This is a genomic window from Dehalogenimonas sp. THU2 (genome assembly GCF_039749495.1).
In the GTDB taxonomy this organism is placed as follows: Bacteria; Chloroflexota; Dehalococcoidia; order Dehalococcoidales; family Dehalococcoidaceae; genus Dehalogenimonas.
On the sequence record NZ_JBDLLU010000001.1, the window covers coordinates 51,923 to 75,570 of the forward strand.

23 protein-coding genes and 2 tRNA genes are annotated in these 23,648 nt (G+C 55.4%); 14 read left to right on the plus strand and 11 right to left on the minus strand.

Annotation, left to right across the window (positions count from 1 at the left end; all coding sequences use genetic code 11):
* Positions 1 to 134 precede the first annotated feature (134 nt).
* The 5 genes from ABFB09_RS00240 to ABFB09_RS00260 form a co-directional block, all read right to left on the minus strand.
* On the minus strand, positions 135 to 350 hold the full coding sequence (locus tag ABFB09_RS00240) for a hypothetical protein (RefSeq protein WP_346999024.1): 216 nt from the start codon (positions 348 to 350) through the stop codon (positions 135 to 137).
* A 35-nt stretch (positions 351 to 385) separates the two neighbouring features.
* Positions 386 to 1,204, minus strand: a complete 819-nt coding sequence (gene rsmI, locus ABFB09_RS00245) for a 16S rRNA (cytidine(1402)-2'-O)-methyltransferase (protein ID WP_346999025.1) — start codon at positions 1,202 to 1,204, stop codon at positions 386 to 388.
* Positions 1,205 to 1,380: 176 nt separating this feature from the next.
* Positions 1,381 to 2,094, minus strand: coding sequence for a hypothetical protein (locus ABFB09_RS00250; RefSeq protein WP_346999026.1), 714 nt, complete (start codon positions 2,092 to 2,094; stop codon positions 1,381 to 1,383).
* Between the two features lie 10 nt (positions 2,095 to 2,104).
* Positions 2,105 to 2,500 (minus strand): Rieske (2Fe-2S) protein, encoded by a 396-nt coding sequence (locus ABFB09_RS00255; RefSeq protein WP_346999027.1) that lies wholly within the window; start codon positions 2,498 to 2,500, stop codon positions 2,105 to 2,107.
* A 208-nt stretch (positions 2,501 to 2,708) separates the two neighbouring features.
* A complete protein-coding gene (locus tag ABFB09_RS00260) occupies positions 2,709 to 4,418 on the minus strand; it encodes a PAS domain S-box protein (protein WP_346999028.1) in 1,710 nt (569 codons plus the stop codon).
* A 444-nt stretch (positions 4,419 to 4,862) separates the two neighbouring features.
* Between ABFB09_RS00260 and ABFB09_RS00265 the strand changes: the two genes are divergently transcribed.
* Together ABFB09_RS00265 and ABFB09_RS00270 are read left to right on the plus strand one after the other, a co-directional pair.
* A complete protein-coding gene (locus tag ABFB09_RS00265) occupies positions 4,863 to 5,858 on the plus strand; it encodes a calcium/sodium antiporter (RefSeq protein WP_346999029.1) in 996 nt (331 codons plus the stop codon).
* 124 nt (positions 5,859 to 5,982) lie between these two features.
* Positions 5,983 to 7,131 (plus strand): HD domain-containing phosphohydrolase, encoded by a 1,149-nt coding sequence (locus tag ABFB09_RS00270; protein ID WP_346999031.1) that lies wholly within the window; start codon positions 5,983 to 5,985, stop codon positions 7,129 to 7,131.
* A gap of 7 nt (positions 7,132 to 7,138) precedes the next feature.
* On the opposite strand, the gene ABFB09_RS00275 is transcribed toward ABFB09_RS00270, so the two are convergent.
* The 3 genes from ABFB09_RS00275 to argC all read right to left on the minus strand — a co-directional run bounded on the left by ABFB09_RS00275 (position 7,139) and on the right by argC (position 9,452).
* A tRNA-Thr gene (locus ABFB09_RS00275) sits at positions 7,139 to 7,214 on the minus strand.
* A 65-nt stretch (positions 7,215 to 7,279) separates the two neighbouring features.
* Entirely contained in the window at positions 7,280 to 7,660 is a 381-nt protein-coding gene (locus ABFB09_RS00280) for a DUF302 domain-containing protein (protein WP_346999032.1), read from the minus strand.
* 772 nt (positions 7,661 to 8,432) lie between these two features.
* Positions 8,433 to 9,452, minus strand: coding sequence for an N-acetyl-gamma-glutamyl-phosphate reductase (argC, locus tag ABFB09_RS00285; RefSeq protein WP_346999033.1), 1,020 nt, complete (start codon positions 9,450 to 9,452; stop codon positions 8,433 to 8,435).
* 104 nt (positions 9,453 to 9,556) lie between these two features.
* Between argC and ABFB09_RS00290 the strand changes: the two genes are divergently transcribed.
* From ABFB09_RS00290 to ABFB09_RS00300, 3 genes are read left to right on the plus strand one after another with little or no spacing between them, the layout of a single operon-like run.
* A complete protein-coding gene (locus tag ABFB09_RS00290; RefSeq protein WP_346999035.1) occupies positions 9,557 to 11,254 on the plus strand; it encodes a cation:proton antiporter in 1,698 nt (565 codons plus the stop codon).
* Between the two features lie 46 nt (positions 11,255 to 11,300).
* Complete coding sequence (locus ABFB09_RS00295; RefSeq protein WP_346999037.1) at positions 11,301 to 12,215, plus strand: ABC transporter ATP-binding protein; 915 nt, start codon at positions 11,301 to 11,303, stop codon at positions 12,213 to 12,215.
* A complete protein-coding gene (locus tag ABFB09_RS00300; protein ID WP_346999039.1) occupies positions 12,212 to 12,979 on the plus strand; it encodes an ABC transporter permease in 768 nt (255 codons plus the stop codon). The genes ABFB09_RS00295 and ABFB09_RS00300 overlap by 4 nt, the downstream gene beginning before the upstream one ends.
* A 65-nt stretch (positions 12,980 to 13,044) precedes the next feature.
* Here the strand turns inward: ABFB09_RS00300 and rsfS are convergent, their stop codons facing one another.
* Positions 13,045 to 13,419: a ribosome silencing factor gene (rsfS, locus tag ABFB09_RS00305; RefSeq protein ID WP_346999238.1), complete on the minus strand. Its 375-nt coding sequence runs from the start codon at positions 13,417 to 13,419 to the stop codon at positions 13,045 to 13,047.
* A 56-nt stretch (positions 13,420 to 13,475) separates the two neighbouring features.
* Here rsfS and ABFB09_RS00310 point away from each other — a divergent pair, with 56 nt between their 5' ends.
* The 7 genes from ABFB09_RS00310 (at position 13,476) to nadC (ending at position 18,806) form a co-directional block, all read left to right on the plus strand.
* A complete protein-coding gene (locus ABFB09_RS00310) occupies positions 13,476 to 13,688 on the plus strand; it encodes a hypothetical protein (protein WP_346999040.1) in 213 nt (70 codons plus the stop codon).
* A 68-nt stretch (positions 13,689 to 13,756) separates the two neighbouring features.
* Positions 13,757 to 13,848 (plus strand) — tRNA-Ser (locus ABFB09_RS00315).
* A 154-nt stretch (positions 13,849 to 14,002) separates the two neighbouring features.
* Entirely contained in the window at positions 14,003 to 14,569 is a 567-nt protein-coding gene (locus ABFB09_RS00320) for a hypothetical protein (protein WP_346999041.1), read from the plus strand.
* Between the two features lie 197 nt (positions 14,570 to 14,766).
* Complete coding sequence (miaB, locus tag ABFB09_RS00325) at positions 14,767 to 16,020, plus strand: tRNA (N6-isopentenyl adenosine(37)-C2)-methylthiotransferase MiaB (RefSeq protein WP_346999042.1); 1,254 nt, start codon at positions 14,767 to 14,769, stop codon at positions 16,018 to 16,020.
* A 10-nt stretch (positions 16,021 to 16,030) separates the two neighbouring features.
* Positions 16,031 to 16,315 (plus strand): preprotein translocase subunit YajC, encoded by a 285-nt coding sequence (gene yajC / locus ABFB09_RS00330; protein WP_346999043.1) that lies wholly within the window; start codon positions 16,031 to 16,033, stop codon positions 16,313 to 16,315.
* Between the two features lie 71 nt (positions 16,316 to 16,386).
* Positions 16,387 to 17,922 (plus strand): L-aspartate oxidase, encoded by a 1,536-nt coding sequence (gene nadB, locus ABFB09_RS00335; protein ID WP_346999044.1) that lies wholly within the window; start codon positions 16,387 to 16,389, stop codon positions 17,920 to 17,922.
* Positions 17,923 to 17,942: 20 nt separating this feature from the next.
* Positions 17,943 to 18,806 carry a carboxylating nicotinate-nucleotide diphosphorylase gene (nadC, locus tag ABFB09_RS00340; RefSeq protein ID WP_346999045.1) on the plus strand — a complete coding sequence of 288 codons (864 nt, stop codon included), beginning with the start codon at positions 17,943 to 17,945 and terminating at the stop codon, positions 18,804 to 18,806.
* 75 nt (positions 18,807 to 18,881) lie between these two features.
* Here nadC and ABFB09_RS00345 read toward each other — a convergent pair whose 3' ends face one another.
* Both ABFB09_RS00345 and ABFB09_RS00350 read right to left on the minus strand, forming a co-directional pair.
* Positions 18,882 to 21,428 carry a diguanylate cyclase gene (locus tag ABFB09_RS00345; RefSeq protein ID WP_346999046.1) on the minus strand — a complete coding sequence of 849 codons (2,547 nt, stop codon included), beginning with the start codon at positions 21,426 to 21,428 and terminating at the stop codon, positions 18,882 to 18,884.
* Positions 21,429 to 21,594: 166 nt separating this feature from the next.
* Entirely contained in the window at positions 21,595 to 22,692 is a 1,098-nt protein-coding gene (locus tag ABFB09_RS00350) for a type IV pilus twitching motility protein PilT (protein WP_346999047.1), read from the minus strand.
* A 127-nt stretch (positions 22,693 to 22,819) separates the two neighbouring features.
* On the opposite strand from ABFB09_RS00350, the gene ABFB09_RS00355 reads away from it, so the two are divergent.
* Positions 22,820 to 23,116, plus strand: coding sequence for a winged helix-turn-helix domain-containing protein (locus ABFB09_RS00355; RefSeq protein WP_346999048.1), 297 nt, complete (start codon positions 22,820 to 22,822; stop codon positions 23,114 to 23,116).
* Positions 23,113 to 23,523: a hypothetical protein gene (locus tag ABFB09_RS00360; RefSeq protein ID WP_346999049.1), complete on the plus strand. Its 411-nt coding sequence runs from the start codon at positions 23,113 to 23,115 to the stop codon at positions 23,521 to 23,523. Before ABFB09_RS00355 ends, ABFB09_RS00360 begins: the two co-directional genes overlap by 4 nt.
* The last annotated feature ends 125 nt before the right edge of the window (positions 23,524 to 23,648 follow it).

Genomic DNA, 23,648 nt, shown 5'->3' on the forward strand with positions numbered 1-23,648 from the left:
ACCAAGATACAAGTTACAATAACCAAACAAACACCATTACCAAATCTCAATGACCAAACGTTTGGGAATTGGTTATTGGACTTTGGAACTTGTTTGGTGTTTGTTTCTTGGTTATTGGTCATTTCGCGTAGCGATCAGGGCAGGAACGTCAGCGTCCGTTCGCCTTTGTCCTCGCGGTAGTGGGCGTAGCCTTTTTCCAGGGCGCACTCCACGCAATAGCGCACCGAAGCGCCTTTGACCACTTCCTCGCCGTCTTTCTCGTCCACCACGAGGTAACGTTCCGGGTAGCCGATGACCCGCCCGCAAACGTCACATTTCATATTACCCAGGGAAATACATCCGCGTCGCATTTTGTTGCCTCCGAAATATCTACGTATTATAAAGGTTACTTAAGTTTAAGCCAAGCCCCATAGAGTTCGCGCCGTGACAATCCCGTTGTTGCCGCCAGCCGCGCCGTCGCTTCTTTAGCCGGGGCGCCCTCGTTTTTCAGCTTCAATAGTTGGCCGATGATCTTGTCATCGAGCACCGGCGCGGCTTCTACCGCCCTGGTTCCTTCGACGACGATGACGAACTCGCCTCTCGGTTCCCCGAAGTGTTCCAATGCTTTGCTCAGCGTGCCCCGGAACACTTCTTCATGCAGCTTGGTCAGTTCACGGCACACCGCTACCGGCCGGTCGCCCAGTGTCTCGATCATCGCCTTCAGCATGACTCTCAATCTATGCGGCGCTTCGAGAAACACCAGCGTGGCTTTATCGGCTGCTAGCCTTTCCAGGACTCCCCGTCGTTCCGAAGCCTGCCGCGGCAGGAAAGCCAGGAAGCGGAATTCCGCCGTCGGCAAACCGGAAACTGCTAGGGCGGCGATAACGCTGGACGGTCCGGGAGTCGCCTCCACGCGAAACCCCCGGGCGATGGCCGCGGCGATGAGTTCCTGTCCCGGATCGGCGATGCCCGGCGTGCCGGCGTCCGACACCAGGGCAACGTCCCCATCTTCCAGCTTGGAAAGGATATAATCCAGCTTGGACAGCTTATTATGCTCGTAATAACTGGTCAGCGGCGTCTTGATCTGAAGCGCGTTGAGGAGCTTCAAAGTACGCCGGGTGTCCTCCGCGGCGATAAGACTGACCTCTTTGAGCACCCGCATGGCGCGGAGGGTGATGTCCTCAAGGTTGCCGATAGGCGTGGCCACAATATACAGCGTCGGCATCGCTACCTCCGCGTAGGGACACGGCGTGCCGTGCCCTCCCCGTCGCCCCGACGGCAACCTCCGATTCGCGTTTCTCCCTTTCGTAAAGGGAGATTAAGAGGGATTTCGTCCCCCGTCGCCCTCAATTCGCTGATACTATCTTTTGAAGACACGGCCTCGTTTGCCCCGACTATCGCCTACTCGTCCTCGTCAGTTTCGATCTCCGGTTCCTCCTCCGCGGACGGGGTGGCGGCCGGGGGGCAGTGGAGGATGGCTGAAGATTTATCCTTACCGCGTTTCTTGGCCTCCAGTGAATCCACCGTCTCCCGCAGGGCTGTGGTATTCACCACCGCCGGATCGACGATGACCCCGGTGATGCCGCGGTCGCTGAGAGACTGAAGCTCAACCTTGGAATAGAGCTTCGGCAGTCTCAGGATGAGCGGTTTGCCGCAGAAATCGGTCAGGCGCTGTACCACCAGTAAGTCATGGAAGGTCAGGGACTCGCCCAATCCGGCTTCGGCGATGACCGCCACCGGTTCCAGCCCGCCGATTGCCCGTAATTGAGCGTCGGTCAGACCGGCTTCGATGCGCAGGAGTCGCGCCGTGTCCTCGCCGAGGTCAGCGCCAACCGCCCCGTCCAGGCTGACGACCACGAACTCGCAGCCGGAGTGCTCCGTCTCACCACCGATGGCGCAGCCGCGCAGCACGCCGGATTTCTCCGATTTACAGTTGCAGGGCCCGGGCACGAGTACGGCGTCGATGCCGGGGAGACCGGCGCCTTCGTCGATGACCGTCGCTTCGGCCATGATGAACAGGCGCGGCTTGATCGCCGCGGCGTTCTGCCCGAAGCCCATCGGCCGCCCGGCGCCCCGGATGATCTTTTCCATTTGGTCGCTGAATCGGTTACCCATTCTTTTTATCCTAAGTGATTTTTATTACCAGGCGCCCGGAGGATTCCGTCGTCTCGTAGCGCTTGATGTCGTGCTTAGCCGGTCCGGACAGCGGCTTGCCGTCATAGTTGAAGGTGCTGTGGTTGACGCTACAGCACTTGAGCTTCCCTTCGTTGGCGACGGGGTCGATCTTGCGGCCGCCGTGAGTGCAGCGGTCCTGGTAGGCGTACAATTTGTTGTCCTGGCCGCGGACCACCAGCACCGGCTTTTCCAGGCCTTTGCCCTTGAGATAAGCGGCGCCGCCCTTTGCCGTCAGCATGGTCGCTGCCTTCAGATCGACGATAGCCTGTCCGTCCCGGGACTCCCAGGCGGTCTCCGCCAGGGGCTTGGTGTCGCATATGCCCAGGATCGCCTTGAAGATGCTCACATGTCCTCCATATCCAGCTTATGAATACTCATTCTATCACGGCTCAGCGTGACTTATAAAGAAACACGAACGCCGCCAGGTATCGGAATGCCGGCAAAAAATAAAAATCCCACAAACCGTCATCGTGAGTCTACGGCGAAATGAACTCAGTGCTGCCACAAGAGCATGACGCATGACTAACCCCCCCCGGGTACCGCCCCCGCTCCACCTAAACGCCGGCGTACGGCAGTTCGAGTTCTATCCTGGTGCCGCAGCCGGGTCCCGTCTCCAACTGAAAACTGCCCCCCAGCGTCAGGACGCGCTCGCGCATGCCGCTGATGCCGCTGCTGCGTCCGCCGCCCAGGTCGGCCAAGTCGAAACCTTTACCCTTGTCGCTGATGGTGACAGTGAAGCTGTCGCCTTTGTCCGCCATCGTCACCCGCGCCTCCTTGACCCCGGCATAGCGCAGCACGTTGGTCAGCGCCTCCTGGACCACCCGGTAGGCGCAGAGCCTGGTATCCGGATTGAGCCGGCTGTCGTCGACGTCGCTGTGCAGTTCGACGGTAAGGCCGGTCGTGGATTTTAGTCGCTCGAACAGGGCGTTCAACGCTGTTTCCAGTCCGAGGACGTTCAGCATCGAGGGGTGCAGTTCCATGGACAGGTTCCTCACCTGGGTGATGACCTGCTTGACCTGGTCAATAGCTGAATTGATGGCATTCTTGCTCATGGCGTCTTCGCGCTTAAGACCCGTGTCCAGTATCATCTTGAGCACCGTCAGATGCTGCCCTACCTCGTCATGAAGCTCCTTGGAAATCCGGCGGCGTTCCTCCTCCTGGACCTCCACCAGGCGACGCGACAGTGACCTCAGCTCCGCTTCCGCCAGGGTACGGCGGTCCACCTCGCCGGCCAGGTTCTGATTCAGGTCATAGAGTTCCGAGGTGCGTTCGCTGACCGTCTCTTCCAATTGTTCGGCGGCCAGCTTTAAGATGTTAGCAGCCCGGACCCGCTGGGTGGTCTCGGCCAATGCAAAAACCATTCCCTCGGTTTCGCCGGAAGGTGACTTGACCGGGGTGAGAGACCAGTCCCAATAGGTGATACCGCGTCCCGGCTGGTCTGGAAACTCGAAAGGTTTGTCGTGATAACTTTCGGCGATGCCTTTATCCCTGACCCGCCGGAAGATGGCTTCATTCTCCTCGTCTGGAAACAGGTCGAAGTGATTTTTACCGATGAGTTCCTCGCGGCTGCGGCCGCTGCCGGTGACGTAAGCGTTGTTGACCATTTGGAAGTTGAAATCACGGTCCAGGTAGGCCACATGGGTGCCGATGCTTTCAGTGACCGTTTCCAACAGAATCTTATCCTTGATCGTCGCCGCAATCAGGCGGTTTATCTCCGCCTGCCGCTCCTGTAATTCCGCTATAAATTGCCTGCGTTCGGTGATGTCACGAACGGACAGCAGGAAATTCTCTCCTTCGGAGCCGGTGCGGGCGGCCATGACTTCTGCGTGGATGGGGGGACCGTCCTGGCTTTTCAATACCACATCGATCGATGTCCTCAGCGACCTTTGGTGCAGACCGATCAGGCGGCGATGGAAGATATCCTGTGATTCCGGGGCGACGAAGCGGGTGAAACGCAGTCCGGTGAGTTTGGCCGGATATTCGTTTAGGAGTTCAGCACCGGCCTTATTGACGACTTTGATGATATGGTTGGAGTCGAGTACAAAGTACGCTATCGGTGCCAGGTTGAATAACTGGCGGTATAGCGCGTGGGATTCTTCTAGCCGGCACTCGGTCTCCCGCAAAGTCTCGTTCTGCAGCTCCAGTTCGGCTTCATATGTCTGAAGTTCGGTTTCGAGTTGTTCTATTGATGGGGGTTTGCGAGGCGGTGGCCCCTGAAGCGGCTGGTTTTCTGGGTTACGCGGTTCGCAGTTATTGTTTTCCATTTTATTACCTTTTGAGCGCCTCCTGCCTGCCTACCGGCTGAAGCTCCCAATCCCGAGCCGGTATCTTCGGTCATTTTTTACGATGAGGCATTATCTGGCCTTTGTCACCTTTCCATTCTTAATTATAGTGTACCATCCCGTGCAACGATATAGGTATTTTAGAGAAGATAAATGAACCGTCATCACAAGCCAAAACTAAAAATCAGTTATTGTGAGGCCTGTCCTGGTTCCACTGAGTCACCACGAAGTGAGCCTGTCGAAGGGATTCCGCCGCCTGCCCTTTCCGAAGGTTAGGGAAGCAATCCAATGCCTATGTGAGAGCATGATAAGCCAGAATCTGTCGTAAAACCACGCGAAATTTGGTATATGGTAGAATCTTTGTATTAATGCTTCCCGGAACCGGAGGCTTTCAAAAATACCATCGATCGATATCGGTCTTAAATAATGATCACATACATCCTATTCGTAATCGGTTTCGTGATCCTGGTCAAAGGCGCCGACTTCATCGTGGACGGCGGCTCCGCCATGGGGTTGCGACTGAAGATTTCGAGTCTCATCATCGGCCTCACCGTGGTCGCCTTGGGGACTTCGGCGCCGGAGTTGATGGTAACTCTGTTCGCCAGCGCCAGCGCCAGCGAAGCGTCCCAATTGGTGATCGGCAACATCATCGGCAGTAACATCGCCAACATTTTACTCGTACTGGGCGTTGCATCCCTTATCTTTCCCATCGTCGTAAGACGGGATGTCATCTGGGTGCAGATACCGTTAAGTTTGTTGGCCGTGATGACGCTGGGCGTTATAGCCTCCGATTCTATTCTCGATAACGAAGCCGTTTCGATACTCACCCGGTCCGATGGAATAATACTACTTCTGTTTTTTACGGTCTTCCTGTACTACACCATCGCCCAGGTGCGCCGGCAGCGTTCGAGTTTCTACACCGATGTTGCGGCGGAACAGGATGTAGAAACGCAAACGGTCCAGTATTCATGGTTGAAGATAATTAACCTGATAACCCTCGGTCTGCTGGGGTTGTTTTTCGGCGGGCGCTGGATAGTGGACGGAGCAATCCGGTTGTCACAGGATCTGAATTGGGATCAGTCATTTGTGGGTTTGACCATCGTGGCTGTTGGCACTTCCCTGCCGGAACTGGCCACTTCTGTGGTCGCTGCGTTTAAAAAGAACGCCGATATCGCCGTCGGTAACATCGTCGGTTCCAATATTGTCAATGTATTTTTCATCCTGGGCGTTGGCGCGGTTATCAAACCTATTCCGTTCGATGCCCATAATTATCCCGCCCTGTTCGTCGCCGTGCTGTCATCCCTGGTGCTTTTTGCCGCCATGTTTACCGGGCCGAAGCACCACCTGCTTGTGCGTCCCACCGGCATAGTCTTTCTGGTTCTTTATGCGTTGTTCATTGGCTATTCGGTGATCGCCGCCTAGCGTACTTTTGTAATAGTCCGCCTGGTACTTTTGGGTGATTGCTAAACTCGCGAACAATGCTTACTATCTTGAGCATAGCGCAATTTACTTGCGCGCAGTTGGTCACGGCCAGGCGGGAGAATAGATGCTGTTGCCTAACCCAATAAAAATGGCCGCGATGATCCATCGGGACACCATTTTGCTGGTCGGTCTCGATGAGCAGGCGCAAAGCCTCCTCTTCTCCCGGCTGGCGGCGGAGGGTCACCGGTGCCTGTTGGCCGTTGACGGTGTGGCGGCTATGGAAGCCATCGAGCGTCAGGACATCGCTCTGGTCCTGCTCGATATAAACCTGCCTTACGGGCTGGGTCTTCAGGTCCTTCAGGAGATCAAAGCTAAAAGTTCTGATACCGATGTCATCATGGTAACCGGCGGCGGAGATGCCGCCGTTCCGGTCGAGTGCCTCAGGCTGGGCGCTTATGATTATCTTACCCGTCCGTTGAATCCGGGAATTGTTACCTTCTGCGCCGGGAGGGCATTGGAAAAACGGCGCCTGGTGCTGGAGAACCGTGAATCCAAGGAAACCCTGGAATCGAAAATAGCCGTACGGACCAGGGAGATCACCCAGGCACTCGTCAAGCTTAAATCCGCTTCTATCGACACCATCATGCGGCTGTCACGCGCCGCCGAATTCAAGGATGAAGATACCGGCACTCACATTCAAAGGATGAGCCGGTATACCGCTTACATCGCTGAGAGGATGGGTTTGCCGGACGACTACGTTGAAACCATCCTGTATGCTTCTACGATGCATGACATCGGTAAGATCGGCATTCCGGACAACATCCTGTTGAAACCGGGCAAGCTCGACGACGAGGAATGGGTGATCATGAAGCAGCACACCGTCATCGGCGCCCGGATTTTGGACGGCGCCGACGCCGAGGTCATGAGACTGGGATCAGCCATCGCCATCAGCCACCACGAGAAATGGAACGGCACCGGCTACCCGTTCGGCCTGAAGGGAGAGGAGATACCGTTGTCGGGCCGGATAGCGGCCGTCGCCGACGTTTTCGATTCCGTTACCTCAAAACGGGGATATCGTAAGACTGATTTCACCCCGCAAGAAGCATTCAAGCTGATAGAACAGAACATCGGCTCACAGTTCGATCCTGCTGTATTTCAGGCGTTTAAGACCGCCTGGCCTGATATCCAGGACGAACAGGAGAGGTGCCGCCGCCTGGAAACCTGCCGGCGGCAGGAGATGGACGGTCAATTGGCGGCTGCCGAAACGGCTTGATTTCAGATGGAGCCAGCGTGGGGGCTCGAACCCCAGACCTGCGGTTTACGAAACCGCTGCTCTACCAACTGAGCTACGCTGGCGCGCAAAAGCGAACGTAATTATACATTAAGCCTCAAGCGATGAGCAACGGACGACACACCCGGAGTTAGATGCTGTCGACGACCTTCTTCAGTTTATCCTCCACCACCACGGCGATGCCTCCAAGGTTCTCGTTGTCCACCGCCTTCATGGCCTCGGTGGCCAGGATAGCTGAAACAAAAACCTGCCCGCCGTCTTCGTAAACGATGACGTTGCAGGGCAGCAGCAGCCCGATCTCCTTCTCCGCCTGGAGCGCCTTGTAAGCGAACGGCGGGTTGCAGGCGCCCAGGATAACGTAGTTGTCATAATCAACGTCGAGCTTCTTCTTGAGCGTTTCCCTGACGTCTATCTCGGTCATAATGCCGAAACCTTCTTTTTTGAGTTCCTCGCGGGTCTTTTGCACCACCGCGTCGAATGTCCCATGGACCTGTCGTTTATATCCGTACATGTCGCACCTCCTGAAAAAAATGATACACCGATACGGCTCCTATCCCTAAATAGCACTTACTCCCCCCCCCAAAAAGGCTGACAGCTGATAGCTAAAAATATATTTTCCAAACCCGCCAAAATCTCATTGACAACCCATGAGTGACCGTGTGGTATCATGTGTGCTCCCCCGTCAGATACTAGCCTTCCCTGCGCCTGTTCGCATCGTTCAGCGATAGATCTGATAATGGTCAACGGGGGGAAAACTAACAGGAAGGACTGCCTTGAACCACCATCGCTTTGAATCCGCCGGATCCGGCGCCGTAAACTGTCTGCCGCTGGCTGCATACAGGAAAAGTGTATTCGTTTCCTTGGTTTTCGCGAAGCATACGAATCATTCAGTCCGGTCTAAAACTGAAGGTTGACGGCTGATTGCTGATAGCTGCCCAAAGAAATTGTTTCAATTGTTTCCCCCTCAGAAAACAACCCGATATCAGGACAGGCGCAACGATGATACTTGGGGATACATCGCCATGTATTCCGGGAGATTGTCACTTGAAAATATCATCGAGGTCGAAAAAACCTCGCCCGTCAACCGCATCTTAAAAACTGAAAGCTGATAACTGACGGCTGATTACTGGTAACTGACACCGCCCATGGAATTGTTTTAATTGTACTGATTGTTTCAGCGGAGCAATCCCACGTGTGGACCGCCGGATCCCAATCGTGAAAAATCGGGATTGTTTCCAGATAAAAGCATCGTGAATAAACAATTCCCAGCCCGGACTCTCGGGCTAGGGATACTGGGCAAAAAGCGGGAGTCCTGCGGTCTCAGGGAACCCCAGCATCAGGTTCATGTTCTGGACTGCCTGACCGGCGGCACCCTTGATAAGGTTGTCGATGACCGACACCACGATCAAAAAGCCACTTCGCCGGTCGATCATAGGGTGGATCAGACCCAGGTTGGTGCCGGTGGCGTATTTGGTGTGCGGCGGCTCGCTCATCACCCGGACGAAAGGCTTGTCGCGGTAGAACTCGGCATAGAGGGAGGTTATCTCCTCGGCCAGCGCGTTCTCCCTGAGTGGCGCGTAGCAGGTGGCCAGGATACCGCGGGCCATCGGTACCAGGTGGGGTGTGAAGGTGATGTCGCCGATCTTGTTGTCGAGGGCGGTCAGCTCCTGCTGGATTTCGGGCTGATGTCGGTGGTTGCCCAGCGCATAGGCTGTGACGTCCTCGTTGGCCTCGCAGTAGTGGCTCCGGAAGTTGAGGCTGCGGCCGGCCCCGGACAGACCGCTCTTGGCGTCAATGACGATCTTGCCGGCGACGATGCCCGCTTTGAGGGCTGGGGCCAGCGCCAATATCGAGGCAGTCGGGTAACATCCGGGGTTGGCGATGATCTTGGCGGTTTTGATCGATTCCCTGTAAAGCTCCGGAAGACCGTAAACGGCGTCTGACAGGAGTTCGGGCGCCGGGTGCGGGAAACCGTACCATTCCTCGTACAGGGATGGGTTTGTAAGCCGAAAGTCGGCGCTAATGTCGATGACCCTGACGCCTCTTTCGATGAACGGTAATAACTGAGCTGAACTCTCGTGGTGCGGTAAGGCCGAGAAAACGAAGTCCACCTCACCCAATTCTTCTTCGATGGTCAAACCGAGAGATTCCAAATGGGGGAAGATTTTTCCCAGCGGCTGCCCGGCGGCGGAGCGGCCGGTGACGGAAGCCAACTCGACGTCAGGATGCCCGGCGAGCAGCCTCGCCAGTTCCACCCCGGCGTAACCGGTGACGTTAAGTATCCCGACACGTACTTTAGACATAACACCCTAGTATACACAAGCTATGGGCTGCGATGCCAGCCAGGTTACTGTGGTAGCTGTCCTTATGTTAAAATTGGGAATCCTTAGATAGACCGGAGCGGCGCTTGGAAGACCTGAGTCTGGGTTTTGAACTCATCATCGTGCTCATCGCCGCTGTCATCGGCGGCGTGGTGGCGCACCGGTTCAAACTCCCGGTCCTCCTGGGCTACCTGCTGGCCGGTATGCTGGTCAGCCCCCACGGACTCGGATTGGTGCAGGAAACCGAGGCCATCGAGGCTTTGGCCGGCATCGGTGTCATCCTGCTTTTGTTCACGCTGGGTCTGGAATTCTCCCTTTCCGAACTGCGGCGCATCGGCGCGGTAGCCATACTGGGCGGCATCTCCCAGATATTGCTGACCGCCGCTGCCGGTTTCGGCCTGGGCAAGGTTCTGGGTTGGGCTACGCCCGAATCGATTTTCTTCGGTTTCCTGATGTCGCTGAGTTCGACTCTCATCGTCCTCAAGCTGCTGATGGAGCGCGGAGAACTGGATACCACCCACGGGCGCATCATGACTGGTATTCTGCTGGTACAGGACCTGTCGCTGGTACCGTTGATGATCATCCTGCCGACGCTGGGCAAAGAGGGCGCGGATATCGGACCAGCTCTCCTGGACGCGGGTGGGAAGGCGCTGGGATTCATCGTCGTCATGGCCGGTCTGGGCCTGTGGCTGTTGCCCCGCGTCCTGGAACGCGTCGCCCGGGCGAGGTCCCGGGAACTGTTCCTAATCACCGTGGTGTCCCTGTCGCTGGCCGCGGCTATCGCGGCTCAGTTCTTCGGCGTCTCGGCGGCGGTCGGGGCCTTCATCGCCGGTCTGCTTATCGGGCAATCGGTCTTTGCGCGGCAGGCCCTGGCGGATATCGTGCCTTTTCGCGACGCCTTCGGCGCGTTGTTCTTTGTGTCCCTCGGCACCCTCGCCGATCTTTCGTTCATCGTTGGCAACCTGTGGTTGGTCATCGCAGTGGTGCTTTTCATCGTCTTTCTCAAGTTCATCATCTGCGCCGCTGTTCCCTTGGTCTTCGGCTACAGCGCCCGAACCGCGCTCTTTACCGGCTTTGGACTGACCCAGATCGGTGAGTTCAGCTTCGTACTGGCCGGTGTCGGTGTGGCTGCCGGGATATTGCGGGAAACCACATACGCCCTGACGCTGGGGGCAGCCATTACTACCATGGTGTTGACGCCGTTCATCATCAGCCTGGGCAATTCACTCTACCGCCGTCTGGAGCGCGCAAGCTTCGGACAAAAATTGCTCAACCTGAGAGGCGAGATTTCCAGCGCCAGATCTACTTTGATCATGTCCGGGCACGCTGTAATCTGCGGGCACGGACGTTCAGCGGAGGCATTGACCAAGGTGCTTACCCGGCGCAACCTATCATACCTGGTCATCGAACTCGACCCCAAGAAGATCGCCCAGTTGCGACGGCATGGTATCCCCTGCATCTACGGAGATGCCTCCAATCCGGAGATACTGGCCTGCGCCCAGGTGGAAAAAGCCAAACTCCTGGTCTGCACTTTCCCTGGTTTCCTCGATGTTGAACTTACGGTCAAAAACGCCCGCACTTTGAACCCCAGGATCGACATCGTCGCCAGGGTGGAGCGCGACCGCGACGCCGATGTCCTCAAGAACATCGGCGTCAATGAACTGGTCCGGCCCCAGTTCGAGGCCAGCCTGGAGATTACCCGCCACGCCCTGCACCGCTACGGCGTGTCAGCCACGGAGATCCAGTACCTCCTCAACAGCCTGCGCCAGGGCACGATGAGCTGACCTCCCCCATTTGCCCATGTCTGACTGCGGTGCTATCATTACCCAAATGTCCGCAGCCATCGAGATCCGCAACCTGACCAAGCGCTTCAAAGACCTGACCGCTGTCGATGAAGTGTCGTTGGATATCATTGAAGGCGAATGCTTCGGGCTGCTCGGACCCAACGGAGCCGGTAAGACCACTCTGGTCAAAATGCTCACCACCACTTCCCCGATCACCGGAGGCGGCATCAAGGTGATGGGCATGGATCTGGCAACCGAACCGCGGCGCATCAAATCGCTCTACGGCGTGGTGCCGCAGGGCGACAACCTGGACCCGGAGCTTTCGGTCATCGAAAACCTGACCGTCTTCGCCCGGTACTTCGAGATCCCCCGCGAAGAAGCTCTCCGCCGCTCCCGGGAAGTCCTGGCATTGTTCAAGCTGGAACACAAAGCCCTGGGAAAGATCAAGACTCTGTCCGGCGGCATGAAGCGCCGGCTCCTGCTCGCCCGTAGCCTGATGAACAAACCGCGCATCATCATATTGGACGAGCCTTCGGTGGGGCTGGATCCTCAGTCCAAATACCTGGTGTGGCAGAAGCTCAAGGAGCTGAAAGGCGGCGGCGTCACCCTGCTCCTGACGACCCAGAACATGGATGAAGCGGCCGTCCTGTGCGACCGGGTGGCCATCATGCACCAGGGCCATATTCTTGCACTCGATACCCCCAAAAACCTCGTCGTGCAGCACGTCGGACCAAGGGTGGTTGAAATACTGCCTGATGAATCCCGCCGCTCAGAACTGCTCGCCGATTTGAACAGCCGCGGACTCCAGTTCGACCAGGTGGAAGGTCTCGTGCAGGTCTTCCACAGCGACCCGGAAACACTTTGCGCCGATCTCGATAAAATCGGCTTCAACGTCTGGCAGCGGCTGGGTACTCTGGAAGATGTCTTTATCCGCCTTACCGGACGGGGGTTGGTGGAATGATCCACCTGCCTTCTTTCCGGGCCGTCCGCATGTGGCAGCGCAACCGCGACGTCTTCATCCGTTTGTGGTGGTCGTTAGCCCCGGCGTTCATGATCGAGCCGGTGTTGTTGCTTGGGGCTATCGGGTTGGGATTCGGGGCTTATATCGGCGTCATCGAGGGGCAGGACTATATCAACTATATCGTCCCCGGCATCCTGGCCAGCTACTCCATGACCACCGCCACCTTCGAGTGTACCTACGGCGCTTATTTCCGCATGGAATACCGCAAGACTTACGACGCTATAATGGCAACACCCCTTAATATCGAGGACATCGTCGGCGGGGAGATTCTCTGGGGCGCCACCCGTTCCATCATTACCGCCACCATCATCCTGACCGTGTCGCTGTTTTTCGGACTTCTAGAGTCCTGGTGGGCGCTTCTGATACCCTTCGCCGCTTTCCTTATCGGCCTGTTGTTCTCCTGTTTGGCCATCATCTTCGTCTCGGTGGCGTCTTCAGTGTACAGCTTCAACTATTACTTCACCCTGTTCATCGCCCCCATGACCTTCTTCTCCGGAGCCTTTTTCCCCCTGGATAATCTGCCATCGGTGGTAGGCGACATCAGCCCGTTCCTGCCGCTAACCCCAGCGGTTAACCTGATGCGAGCCCTGGTCACCGGTGAATTTTCGGCGGCCACGCTGGGTTCACTCCTGGTCGTGGTCATCACCACCGTGGTTCTTTTCCTCATAGCGGCGATGGTCATGAGACGAAGAGTGATGGAGTAGCCGAAAAAGTCAGGCCGCTATCATCGACGACAGCGGCCTCAATGCCTGATTGTTTGCCAGAGACGTTATTGCAGCGCCAGCACCGTCTTGGCTTCGGGCCAAAGCCGATCGAAATCGAAAAGGGCACGCTTTTCCGGAACGAAGATATGTAGCATCACCGCACCATAGTCCACGATCAGCCAATCCGAGTCCGGACCGGCGCCTTCGGAAAAGAGTGGCCGGATACCGTCTTTCTTCAATTTTTCGATCACGTCATCGAACACCGCCCGCGCCAGTCGCTGGTTATCGGCGGATGCGACCACCTGGTAATCCGTGATGCTGGATAAACCGCGGACATCGGTGACGATGATATCTTCGGCTTGCTTTTCTGAGGCTATATCGGCGATACGCCGGGCCAGGTCGATAGTTTCCAGTTGAGTTCTCCTGTGAATCAGATTCAGTTTAGTATATCATAAGGGCAGCTGCCGCGGGTATTGGTAGTCATAGGAGCCAGAGTATGATAATACGTTTCATAGGATTGGGTCTGATTTTGGCGGGCATAGCCACGATGTATGCCGCTGTTATTTTCAGCCAGGGATCGGTGATGTTCGGCGTAGCGATAGGTTTGGGTGTCATCGGTGGTTTTCTGGCCTGGCTGGGCAAACACAGGATGGACACCAGGCAAAGACAGGCCGAAGAAGAACATCAAGCCGATTCGTCTGAAGACTGAGAGACTGCCCTGACCCCTATTTGAGAGCGTTTGCCGCGTATGGTATATTATACGGCCGGGCCTCGGATGGAGGGATCGCATAGTGGTCTAGTGCGGGCGCCTGCTAAGTGCTTACCTCGGGTAACCGGGGTCGGGAGTTCGAATCTCCCTCCCTCCGCCAGTTTCCCCCAGTTTTCCGTTGTGTCGGTGGTCTATGATAAGCTCACACAACCCGTACTATTTACTATCATGAATGGTACTAATGGGTAATTGCGCAGTTGTCGCGACCGGATTATCATTAGAAGGACGAATGGCATCCGATCGGAGAACATATCATGAGCGATAAAACCAACAGCGAATCCAACCAAACCGGCGATATCGAAATGGCCATCAAAACCGCCCTGCCGATGATCGACCAGATAGCTATTCAGGCCAGATCCCAGGCTCAACGCGCCAGCGCACTGGCGATGCATGAATACCGACGCAAACTCCAGGGTATCGTGCTCGATCTTCAGGATACGGTCCGGGAGGAAGGAGCCAGACTCGCTGAGCAGATGCGGCAGGCGGTGATACTGCAGGCCGAGGAGAAAGCCCTTGACCTGGTGGATGACTTCATTCATGGCCGTCAGGCCGAGGCGGCAAGCCTTTCGGACAACCTGTTGATGGCTGATGAATCAGCGGAAAACACAGTACTTGAACTTGAAGAAGCGCCCGCGCCCGTACCCGTTAATGAGTTCCCGATGCCGCCTCAAACCGAGGAACAGCTAACCTCCGTCGAGAACACCCAGGAAGAAATCCGATCCGAGGCGCTTAATTCGGTATCTGATCCTGTCGTCAAGTCTAAGACAACTGAGCCGAAAAAAACAGCAGTTGACTTTGCCAGCTTCATCTCCCGGCCTTAATCCTAAACTATAAAATTTCCCCATTCGCCACTGCCGCCCCAACCGGGGGCGGCAGTACTTTTGTCCGAGTGAGTTTTACTTCGGGGTGACCGTCCGCTTTGGTTGTGCCTTGCGTTTTCGAAACGTATAATATCGTTAACCCTCGATCCCGTATGTACGCCGCCAACCGAAGAAGCCTGTCGAATCTCAGGAGAATTATGCCCAATTATCATATATTCACTATCGGCTGCCAGATGAATCAAGCCGAAGCTGAGCGGTTGGAGGGCCTGTTCGAACAAAAAGGCTATCTACCCGTCGATGTGCCGGAGGAGGCGGACCTGGTGCTGCTGGTAAGTTGCGCCGTACGTCAGAGTGCCGAGGAACGGATCACCAATCGCCTGGCGATACTTAAAAAGCTGAAGGCGGGGCGTCCTTCTCTTCGTGTCGCTCTCACCGGTTGCATGGTGAGTGAAGACCCGCTGGAGATGAAACGCACTTTTCCCATGGTGGACTATTTTTTCCCCGCCGGCGCCCTGCCGTCATTCATCGACGATTTGCCTGGGGATATCCTGCCTAACAAACCGGAGGTGGCGACTCATGTCCCCATCATCCAGGGCTGTGACAATTTTTGCTCTTATTGCATCGTGCCTTACCGCCGGGGCCGCGAGAGGTCCCGTCCCCTCCAAGAGATCGTGGCTGAGGTGAAAACCCTGGTGAGTCGTGGCTCCCGGGAAGTAACGCTGCTTGGGCAGAACGTCAATGCCTACGGCCACGATCTCCCAGATCAGCCGGATCTGGCCGACCTTCTCGTCGCTCTCGATGGTGTCGAAGGGCTGTACCGCCTGCGTTTCCTTACCAACCACCCGAAGGATATGAGCCGCCGCCTGATCGACACCATGGGGCGGCTGGCCAGTGTTTGTCCGACACTCAATCTGCCGGCTCAAGCCGGTGACAATGAGGTACTTTCGCGCATGAGACGCGGTTACACCATCGCCGAGTATCGTGCGTTGGTCGACGATATCAGGCAATCCGTACCCGGGATAGCTCTGACTACCGATATCATCGTCGGTTTCCCCGGTGAGACCGCGCCCCAATTCGAAAACACCCTTAAACTGATCGCGGACCTGAGATTCAACGCGGTGCACGGGGCGGTGTATTCGCCCCGGCCCGGCACCGAAGCCGCCGAGAAATTTGAAGATGACGTGCTGAAGATTGAGAAAGAGCGGCGACTGGCCCGGCTGGAAGAATTGCAAACCGGTATTGCCGCGGAAATCAATGCCTTTACTCTCGGTTCAAACGTTGAAGTGCTCGTGGAAGAATACGTCAAAGGCAAGTGGCGAGGGCGTGATAGACATGGTAAACTGGTCTTCTTCAAGAGTACGCGTGACTTGAAAGGGCAATTAGTAACTATCAGTATTACCGCCACCGGCCCCTGGTCGCTCCGGGGGGAGTTGACGGACGCTGACAGCTAAGGAGTTGATTATGCAAGGCGATACTTTTACCCTGGTCGGTTTCATGATTCTGATGTTTGCGGCCTTTTATTTTCTGATAATCCGGCCCCAGCAAAAACGCCAGAAGCAGCAACAATCCATGCTTTCGGACCTTAAACGCGGCGATCGGGTGATTACCATCGGCGGTATTTACGGCGTTATCGAGGCCCTGGATGAGAAAAGCATCGTTGTCAAGACGGAGTCCGGTGCGCTGCTCAGGCTGGTGCGAGGCGGGGTAGCGATGAAACAGGAAGATGAGGTCACCGTTCAAAGCTAATCACCGTTAACCCTGGGATGTTCTGAACATTCCATTCATGAAACCCGAAGCGGGAAGCAGACGGAGGACAATTGGCGGCATACGACTATATCATCGTCGGATCAGGCATTGCCGGCCTTTACAGCGCCCTGCTTGCCCGCCGCCATGGTTCAGTGCTCATCGTCACCAAGGGAAGCATCGAGGAATGTAATACCCGTTTCGCTCAAGGCGGCATCGCCGCCGCGGTGGGGACCGGGGATTCTCCGGAACTGCATTTCAAAGACACCATAAGCGCCGGTGCGGGCCTTTGCAATGAAGCGGCGGTGCGCATTCTGGCCGAGGAAGCCGCTCTGGGTATCAAGGATCTCATCGAATTCGGGGTCCCTTTCGATACCGTGGAAGGGGAAATCGCGCTGACTCTCGAGGCGGCTCACTCGGTACCCCGGATTCTGCATGCCGGCGGTGACGCCACCGGCCGTTACATTGAAGAGACCCTATCCGCACAGATCCGCTCGGCAGGCATTCCGGTGAGTGAGCATTGCCTGGCTACCGGGATAATCGTCGAGGGCGGGCGCGTAGTGGGGCTGGGCACTCTGCACACCGAAACCGGACAACGTGACGCCCATAGCTGTCGCCACCTCATCCTGGCCACCGGCGGTGCCGGACACCTCTTCAGCCTAACCACCAATCCAGAAGTGGCCACCGGTGACGGTGTGTCCCTGGCATACCGGGCCGGCGCCGATATCATCGACATGGAATTCTTCCAATTTCATCCCACCGTGCTCAAGATCCCCGGTGCGCCGCCTTTCCTTATTTCCGAGTCAATGCGGGGTGAGGGCGGACTTCTAAGAGCGACCGATGGTCGCCGTTTCCTGACCGAATACACGCCACAAGCGGAATTGGCACCCAGGGATATCGTCTCCCGGGCGATCGTTTCCGAGATGAAAAAAAGTGGCGCCGACCATGTTTATCTGGATGTCACTCATCTGCCGGCAACAACGGTCATGACCCGTTTCCCCCAGATCTACCGGCATTGCCTTGAGGCTGGATTCGACATTACCCGCGACCTCATTCCCGTAGCTCCCGCGGCACATTATATGATCGGGGGGGTAAGGGTCGATACCTGGGGGGCGACTTCCCTGCTCGGGCTCTATGCCGCCGGAGAGGTTTCCTGCACCGGTGTCCATGGCGCCAACAGGCTGGCGTCCAATTCTTTGCTCGAGGTGCTGGTGTTTTCCCGCCGGATCATCGAACGGAGTATAGGGCGGGGTGAAAATGTGATTATGACGCCGTCAGAGCGGCGTAAACTTGCCGACATCAAGCCGCATAAGGTACTATCATTACCCGACAGGCAGGAGATACAGGAGTTACTCTGGCACGAGGGCGGAATAGAGCGAAACGGTCCTGGTCTGGAAGCCGCCGCCACGAAATTAGCGTCATGGTCCACGATTATATCCGGCGCAGAGCCGGGGGGACGGCCTGAATATGAGATCGGCAATCTGATAATCACCGGGCGGCTTTTAGTAGAAGCGGCATTGTACAGGACAGAGAGCCGCGGCAGTCACTATCGCACCGATTTTCCGGAAACTTCTCACCGGTGGCTTCGGCATATTGTTATTAGCGCTTAACGACAGGAAGGATTCACGTTATGGGAACTCAAAACCAAATTGAAAACACAATAGATATTGCTTTGGAGGAGGATGTCGCCCGGGGTGACCGGACCACCGAACTGCTCATCCCTCCGAACATGGGAGGCAACGCTGCCATCATAATTAAAGAACCAGCCTTAGTGTGTGGTGGCGAGATTGCCCGCATCGCGTGTATGAAAATCGATTCTAGCCTGCAAGTCAAGATTAACATCCCGGACGGGACTCGTGCGAACGCGGGCGATCCTGTAATCATGATTACCGGCAGGGTTGTCAGCATTTTAAAGGCCGAACGAGTTATGCTCAATTTTCTCAGTCATCTTTCAGGCGTAGCCACCCTTACCGCTCGCTATGTCGAACGAGTCAAGGGCCTGGATGTTAAAATCAGCGACACCCGGAAAACGTTACCCGGTCTCCGGCTTATCGAAAAATATGCCGTGTATGCCGCCGGTGGTATGAATCATCGCCCGGACCTGGCCAGCGGTATCATTATCAAGGATAACCACCTGGTCGCCATGACGGCTAAGGGCATCAGCATCGCTGAGGGCATTGCCAAGGCCAAGGCCGGAGCCAAGGGGATGAAAGTGGAGATCGAGGTCCAGAATATGGATCAACTAAAACAGGCCATCGCAGCTGGTCCGGATATCATCATGCTGGACAATATGAGCGTAGACGACATCAGACAGGCGGTGAAAATGGTTCCTCCGTCTATCAGCCTGGAAGCCTCCGGTGGAATAACCCTCGAAAACGTTCGCGATGTGGCTGAAGCCGGAGTAGATGTTATCTCTGTGGGCGCATTAACTCATTCGGCCCCGGCGATCGATTTCAGCCTGGAGTTCGTCACCGGCCGCCCTTCGGCTGCATAGTTGTATCATCATGAAGTGACGCTCCACGGCTCGGGCTTTTAGGCCTTCCCCGCGGTAAAAGAATCTTGCCTTTAGCTACTCGTCCGAGGCGGTGAGTCTCGGTTCTGCGCGCCGCTCAATTTCAGCGCGGGTATTTTCACCCGGCTGCATGAGTTTGCAAAAGATCGCCACCAGTTTTGGATCGAACTGGGTGCCGGCACAACGGTTGAGTTCCTTGAGCGCGTCATCCAGGCTGAGTTGGGTCCGGTACGGCCTGGGCGAAGTGATAGCATCGTAAGCGTCCGCGATTGATAGAATACGTGCTTCGAGCGGAATAGCCTCGCCTTTCAGTTGCTTCGGGTACCCGCTGCCGTCCCAATGTTCATGATGGTGCAGGATAGCCGGGAGGCATTTCGATAGATCGACGACATGCTTTAAAATTTCCACGCCCAATTCCGGGTGGGTTCGGATCGGCTCCCATTCCTTAGGTTCCAGTGCTGACGGTTTGGTCAGAATCGAATCAGGCACACCGATCTTGCCAATATCGTGGAGAAGACCAGCCGCCCGGATAAAATGCACTGTTTCTTCAGGGAGTTTCAACGCATCAGCTATCAAGACCGCGTATTCGCTGACCTTGCGGGAATGCCCGTAGGTGTAATGGTCTTTCGCGTCCACGGTAGCGGCCAGAGCATAGATGATCGACAGCGCCTGGGGCTGAGGCTCCGGTTCGCTGTTAAGGCTGGGCATTTCGGCACCGGCGGTATCTGAAGGGATGCACGTCCGGTTACGCCCTGAGCGCTTCGCCCGGTATAAGGCGGTATCAGCGCGGTGAATGATCTCTTCTTTCATCAACCCGTCACCGGGCCAGGTCGACACACCGAGGCTGGCCGTTACCGGCATTTCGCGGAAACTGGATTTAGCTTCTATCGTCTTTCTAAGGCGTTCGGCAACCCTGTAGGCATCGTCCGTGCGGGTTTCCGGCAGCAAAATGGCGAATTCCTCACCGCCATACCGGAAGGGCAGGTCGATATTTCGGACTGAGCTTTGCAGCAGTTGACCGACCTTGCGGAGTAGCTGGTCCCCGGCCAGGTGTCCGTAGATATCGTTGTAAACCTTGAACAGATCGAGATCCAGAATGATCAGGGAGAAGGTTATGCCGAAACGGCTGCCGCGGCCGATCTCCTGTTCAATTCGTTCGTGGAAGTGGCGGTGATTATAAAGTCCGGTCAGTTCATCGGTATTTGCACGGGTCGTCGCTTGCACATAGAGCTGGGCGTTTTCGATAATGACCCCGGCTTGCGAAGCGATCCGGTCGATAAGTTCCAGGTCTTCGGTGGTATACACCCCTCCCCGATGTTTTTTACCAACGGCAATCAAACCGATAAGCTTGTCCCGGCTCTTGATGGGGTGCAATTGGGCGAGATCTGCATTAGCGAGCTGGTCTTTCTCAGATTGCCACAGGCCTTTGAACTCCGGCATGGAATTGACCTGAGACGGAGCCAGAGCCTTGCCCTGACGATCCATCCATTCGATGATGGGGTTATCCGCCGGCAAACGGAAACCTGATCTTAATTCCTGGTTTTCCGGATAGACATATTGAACCGTAAAATCAGCAGCCGGATTATCCTGGAACAGCAGTGCAGCGTGAGTGACACCTACAGCTTTCGATAATGGTGGCAGCAGAGCTTGAGACAACTCATCCAGGTTTAATATATGACTCATCTTGTCGGAGAAGTTCAACAGTTCCTGACGATGAGTATAATTGTCACGATAAAACAGCCGGTCGACAGATACGGTGACAAATCGGGTGAAAGGTTTTGCCGATATCGCTATCAGCGTGATCACCACTCCGGAAAATACCACGATTGTGGTTTCCGGAAGACCAGGGAATAACTCACGGAGGAAGACAACCATGAGGGTGTAAGCGCCAGCCAGGATGACGATCAGGGCGATCAGCGAGAGGCCGCGGCGGGCTACCAGCTTTATATCCAATAGATGGAACCGCGAAATCGCATAGGCGATCAACGCAGCATTGACGATGTTTCCTATGTGATCGGTGGTCAATCCGGCCAGAGCGGGGGTGAACGGAGTGATGTAACTGAGCAGGATCAACGCTCCGGAACCGATGATAAGGTATATCGTCCGGTTGCGATCGGTGGGATCGACTGATTTCTGATAACGCCGGATCAGCATATACATTCCAGCGATGACAAAGGGTGCGATTACCGACCCAATGAAAATGTCCCAGGGCCGTATGTCATGAAAAAGATAGCCATTCACCAGCCTGACGTTAGTAACGACCTGACCGCTCAATGTCAGGACCAGGATAGCAAAGGTAAACACATACCCCAGGTATATCCAGATACCACCCGGTTTATTATTATATACGCGAACGAAGTGGTAATAAGCTATGCTCACCCAGGCGATTGCAGTGACAACCAACTCATTCCAGAACTGCAGCTGGGATGGGGACGCTGACGGGTTGAAAACGAGCATGAAGGAACCGAAGCTCCAGAAGGCAGCCACGCTCAGAAAATAGGCGAAAAAGCGATTGGCCTTGCGTTCTGTGTCCTGAAGTACAAGGAACAACAGAATAACGTAAACAAAGCTGGCAACCAGCGGGATGATGGCCCAAGCGTTCAAAATTTACCGACTCCGGCAGGTATACGTTCGATGGCACCCATTATGTCTGACACTACGTAAGATGTCAACGGAATTCAATCGTAAGCCACTGACGATGGTACCATAATGCACCACCCACCGGATTAGAGGCCCCTAATCGGAAAATGGGAACTGTGTGATATCTCTATCAACGCTTGAACGGGTCCGGTCCCTTGACACTGCGTTTGGTGTCCTCGATCAACCGCTCCAGGCGGTCGGGGTTGTCGCTTTTCATCAAGGATTCTTCTTTACTGATAATACCATTGGCTGCCAGTTCCGCCAGGTTCTGATCCAGCGTCTGCATGCCCATCTGGCGGTTCAGTTGCATTATGGAGTGAAGCTCGAAAGTCTTTCCCTCGCGGATGAGGTTCCTGACCGCTGTGGTTGCCAGCAGCATCTCGAAACATCCCACCCGGCCGCGGCCATTGGCCCGGATTATAAGGGTTTGGGAGATGATCGCTTCCAGAACCTGGGACAACTGCATCCGTATCTGGTGCTGTTGTCCCGGAGGGTACATGTCGATAACACGATCGACGGTCTGCACGGCGTTGATGGTATGCAATGTCCCCAGAACCAGATGGCCGGTTTCCGCCGCGGCGATGGCGGTGGTGATGGTTTCAACGTCCCGTATCTCACCGACGACGATGACATCAGGATCATGACGCAAAGCGTGTCTAAGGGCAATGGGGTACGTCGTGGTGTCTCCTCCGAGTTCACGCTGGGCGATGATGCACTTGTTATCCTGGAAGACATACTCGATAGGGTCTTCGATGGTAATCACGCTGGAGTAACGGTTTTCGTTCAGATGTTGCAGCATGGCAGCCATGGTAGTGGATTTTCCTGAGCCAGTTGGTCCGGTGACAAGGATCAAACCTCGCGGCTTCATGATCAGGCTCTTGAATATACTTGGCAGATTCAGCATGTCGATGGTCATGATATGAAAAGGCACCTGCCTTGCTACGATAGAAATGGTACCGCGCTGGTACATGATGTTTACTCTGAAGCGTGAGACGTCGGGTATCGATAAGGCAAAATCAAGCTCCTTAGTCCGGAGAAAAATCTCCTGCTGGACGGGAGTGGTCATTTCTCTGAATAACCGTTCCATGTCACCCGAAGTTACACAGCCGTAGTTGGGCTGCCGCTTCAGTACGCCGTCGACTCGGAAAACCGGCGGATTCGGAACCTTAAGGTGCATGTCTGAGGCCCCTGCTTTGACCATTGCTCGCAAGAGTTCATCTGCCTTCATAGCGCCTCCAATTATTGACCCTTTAGGATACCGTAAAATTGGTTTAAATAATACACCAATACTATTGACTTGTGTAGTATAATAGTACTAGCTCTAAAATAATTGCTTACGTAAGTAAGGGTTCAAGATGAGATTAGACCGACGACGGTCCAGCATTGAAATTATCGCCGACATGTTGCGGCTCGGTGAAGCCGGTAAAACGGAGATCATGTATTCCGTCAACATGAGCTATTTCCAGTTGCAGAAGTACCTCAATTTCATGATCGAGCGGGAGCTCATCGACACAGTGAAACTGGGCAATCCCTCGGTTGCTTACCGCGTGACCAAGAAGGGTCTTGTCCTTTTGCGTCATATCGACGAAATCCTCGACACCCTTGATCTCAAAGACGACGGCGAAGACGCGTCAAAGACAGGAGCTTTATGACCGAAAAGCGCATGTTGATCTTACCGGCTGAGCTGGTAAAGAAGATCGACGACAACCGTGGCGACCTTTCCCAGGCCGATTTCATCAACTTCGTGATCGACAGCCATTTCAAGGAAACGGCTAAGCCGGCCGCCGGCGTGGGTAAGGAAGAGTTGGAGCAACTCCGGGCGGAATTCGCCAAGATGCTCAACAAGGAAAGCTACCGTTACGCCCTGAAGGAAGAGATGGCAGGCTTTCAGGAAGACACGAAAAAACTCCTGAAGAGTTTTGTCGATTTCTTCATCGGCTATGGGTTGGAACTGGGCAAGGACGGACCGCTCGATCTCAAGGAACTCACCAGCAAGATGGCCGGCCTGGACAAGGATATCCCGGAAGAAGGCCGCGAAGTCAAGATCAAGTGGAAGTAGCTTTCCTGCTGTAACGGCCAAAAGAATAGGGTTCCGGTTAATCTCCCCAAAACGGGGAGATTATTTTTTTATTCGTAGCCAGCTTTGACTAGAACATTGTTCTAGTACTATATACCTTCCAATCG

Excerpts from the sequence above, each read along its gene's own strand:
- ABFB09_RS00240 (WP_346999024.1), bottom strand. The coding sequence starts at position 350 with ATGCGACGCGGATGTATTTCCCTGGGTAATATGAAATGTGACGTTTGC.
- rsmI (WP_346999025.1), bottom strand. The coding sequence starts at position 1,204 with ATGCCGACGCTGTATATTGTGGCCACGCCTATCGGCAACCTTGAGGAC.
- ABFB09_RS00250 (WP_346999026.1), bottom strand. The coding sequence starts at position 2,094 with ATGGGTAACCGATTCAGCGACCAAATGGAAAAGATCATCCGGGGCGCC.
- ABFB09_RS00260 (WP_346999028.1), bottom strand. The coding sequence starts at position 4,418 with ATGGAAAACAATAACTGCGAACCGCGTAACCCAGAAAACCAGCCGCTT.
- ABFB09_RS00265 (WP_346999029.1), top strand. The coding sequence starts at position 4,863 with ATGATCACATACATCCTATTCGTAATCGGTTTCGTGATCCTGGTCAAA.
- ABFB09_RS00270 (WP_346999031.1), top strand. The coding sequence starts at position 5,983 with ATGCTGTTGCCTAACCCAATAAAAATGGCCGCGATGATCCATCGGGAC.
- ABFB09_RS00280 (WP_346999032.1), bottom strand. The coding sequence starts at position 7,660 with ATGTACGGATATAAACGACAGGTCCATGGGACATTCGACGCGGTGGTG.
- argC (WP_346999033.1), bottom strand. The coding sequence starts at position 9,452 with ATGTCTAAAGTACGTGTCGGGATACTTAACGTCACCGGTTACGCCGGG.
- ABFB09_RS00295 (WP_346999037.1), top strand. The coding sequence starts at position 11,301 with ATGTCCGCAGCCATCGAGATCCGCAACCTGACCAAGCGCTTCAAAGAC.
- ABFB09_RS00300 (WP_346999039.1), top strand. The coding sequence starts at position 12,212 with ATGATCCACCTGCCTTCTTTCCGGGCCGTCCGCATGTGGCAGCGCAAC.
- ABFB09_RS00310 (WP_346999040.1), top strand. The coding sequence starts at position 13,476 with ATGATAATACGTTTCATAGGATTGGGTCTGATTTTGGCGGGCATAGCC.
- ABFB09_RS00320 (WP_346999041.1), top strand. The coding sequence starts at position 14,003 with ATGAGCGATAAAACCAACAGCGAATCCAACCAAACCGGCGATATCGAA.
- miaB (WP_346999042.1), top strand. The coding sequence starts at position 14,767 with ATGCCCAATTATCATATATTCACTATCGGCTGCCAGATGAATCAAGCC.
- yajC (WP_346999043.1), top strand. The coding sequence starts at position 16,031 with ATGCAAGGCGATACTTTTACCCTGGTCGGTTTCATGATTCTGATGTTT.
- nadC (WP_346999045.1), top strand. The coding sequence starts at position 17,943 with ATGGGAACTCAAAACCAAATTGAAAACACAATAGATATTGCTTTGGAG.
- ABFB09_RS00350 (WP_346999047.1), bottom strand. The coding sequence starts at position 22,692 with ATGAAGGCAGATGAACTCTTGCGAGCAATGGTCAAAGCAGGGGCCTCA.
- ABFB09_RS00355 (WP_346999048.1), top strand. The coding sequence starts at position 22,820 with ATGAGATTAGACCGACGACGGTCCAGCATTGAAATTATCGCCGACATG.
- ABFB09_RS00360 (WP_346999049.1), top strand. The coding sequence starts at position 23,113 with ATGACCGAAAAGCGCATGTTGATCTTACCGGCTGAGCTGGTAAAGAAG.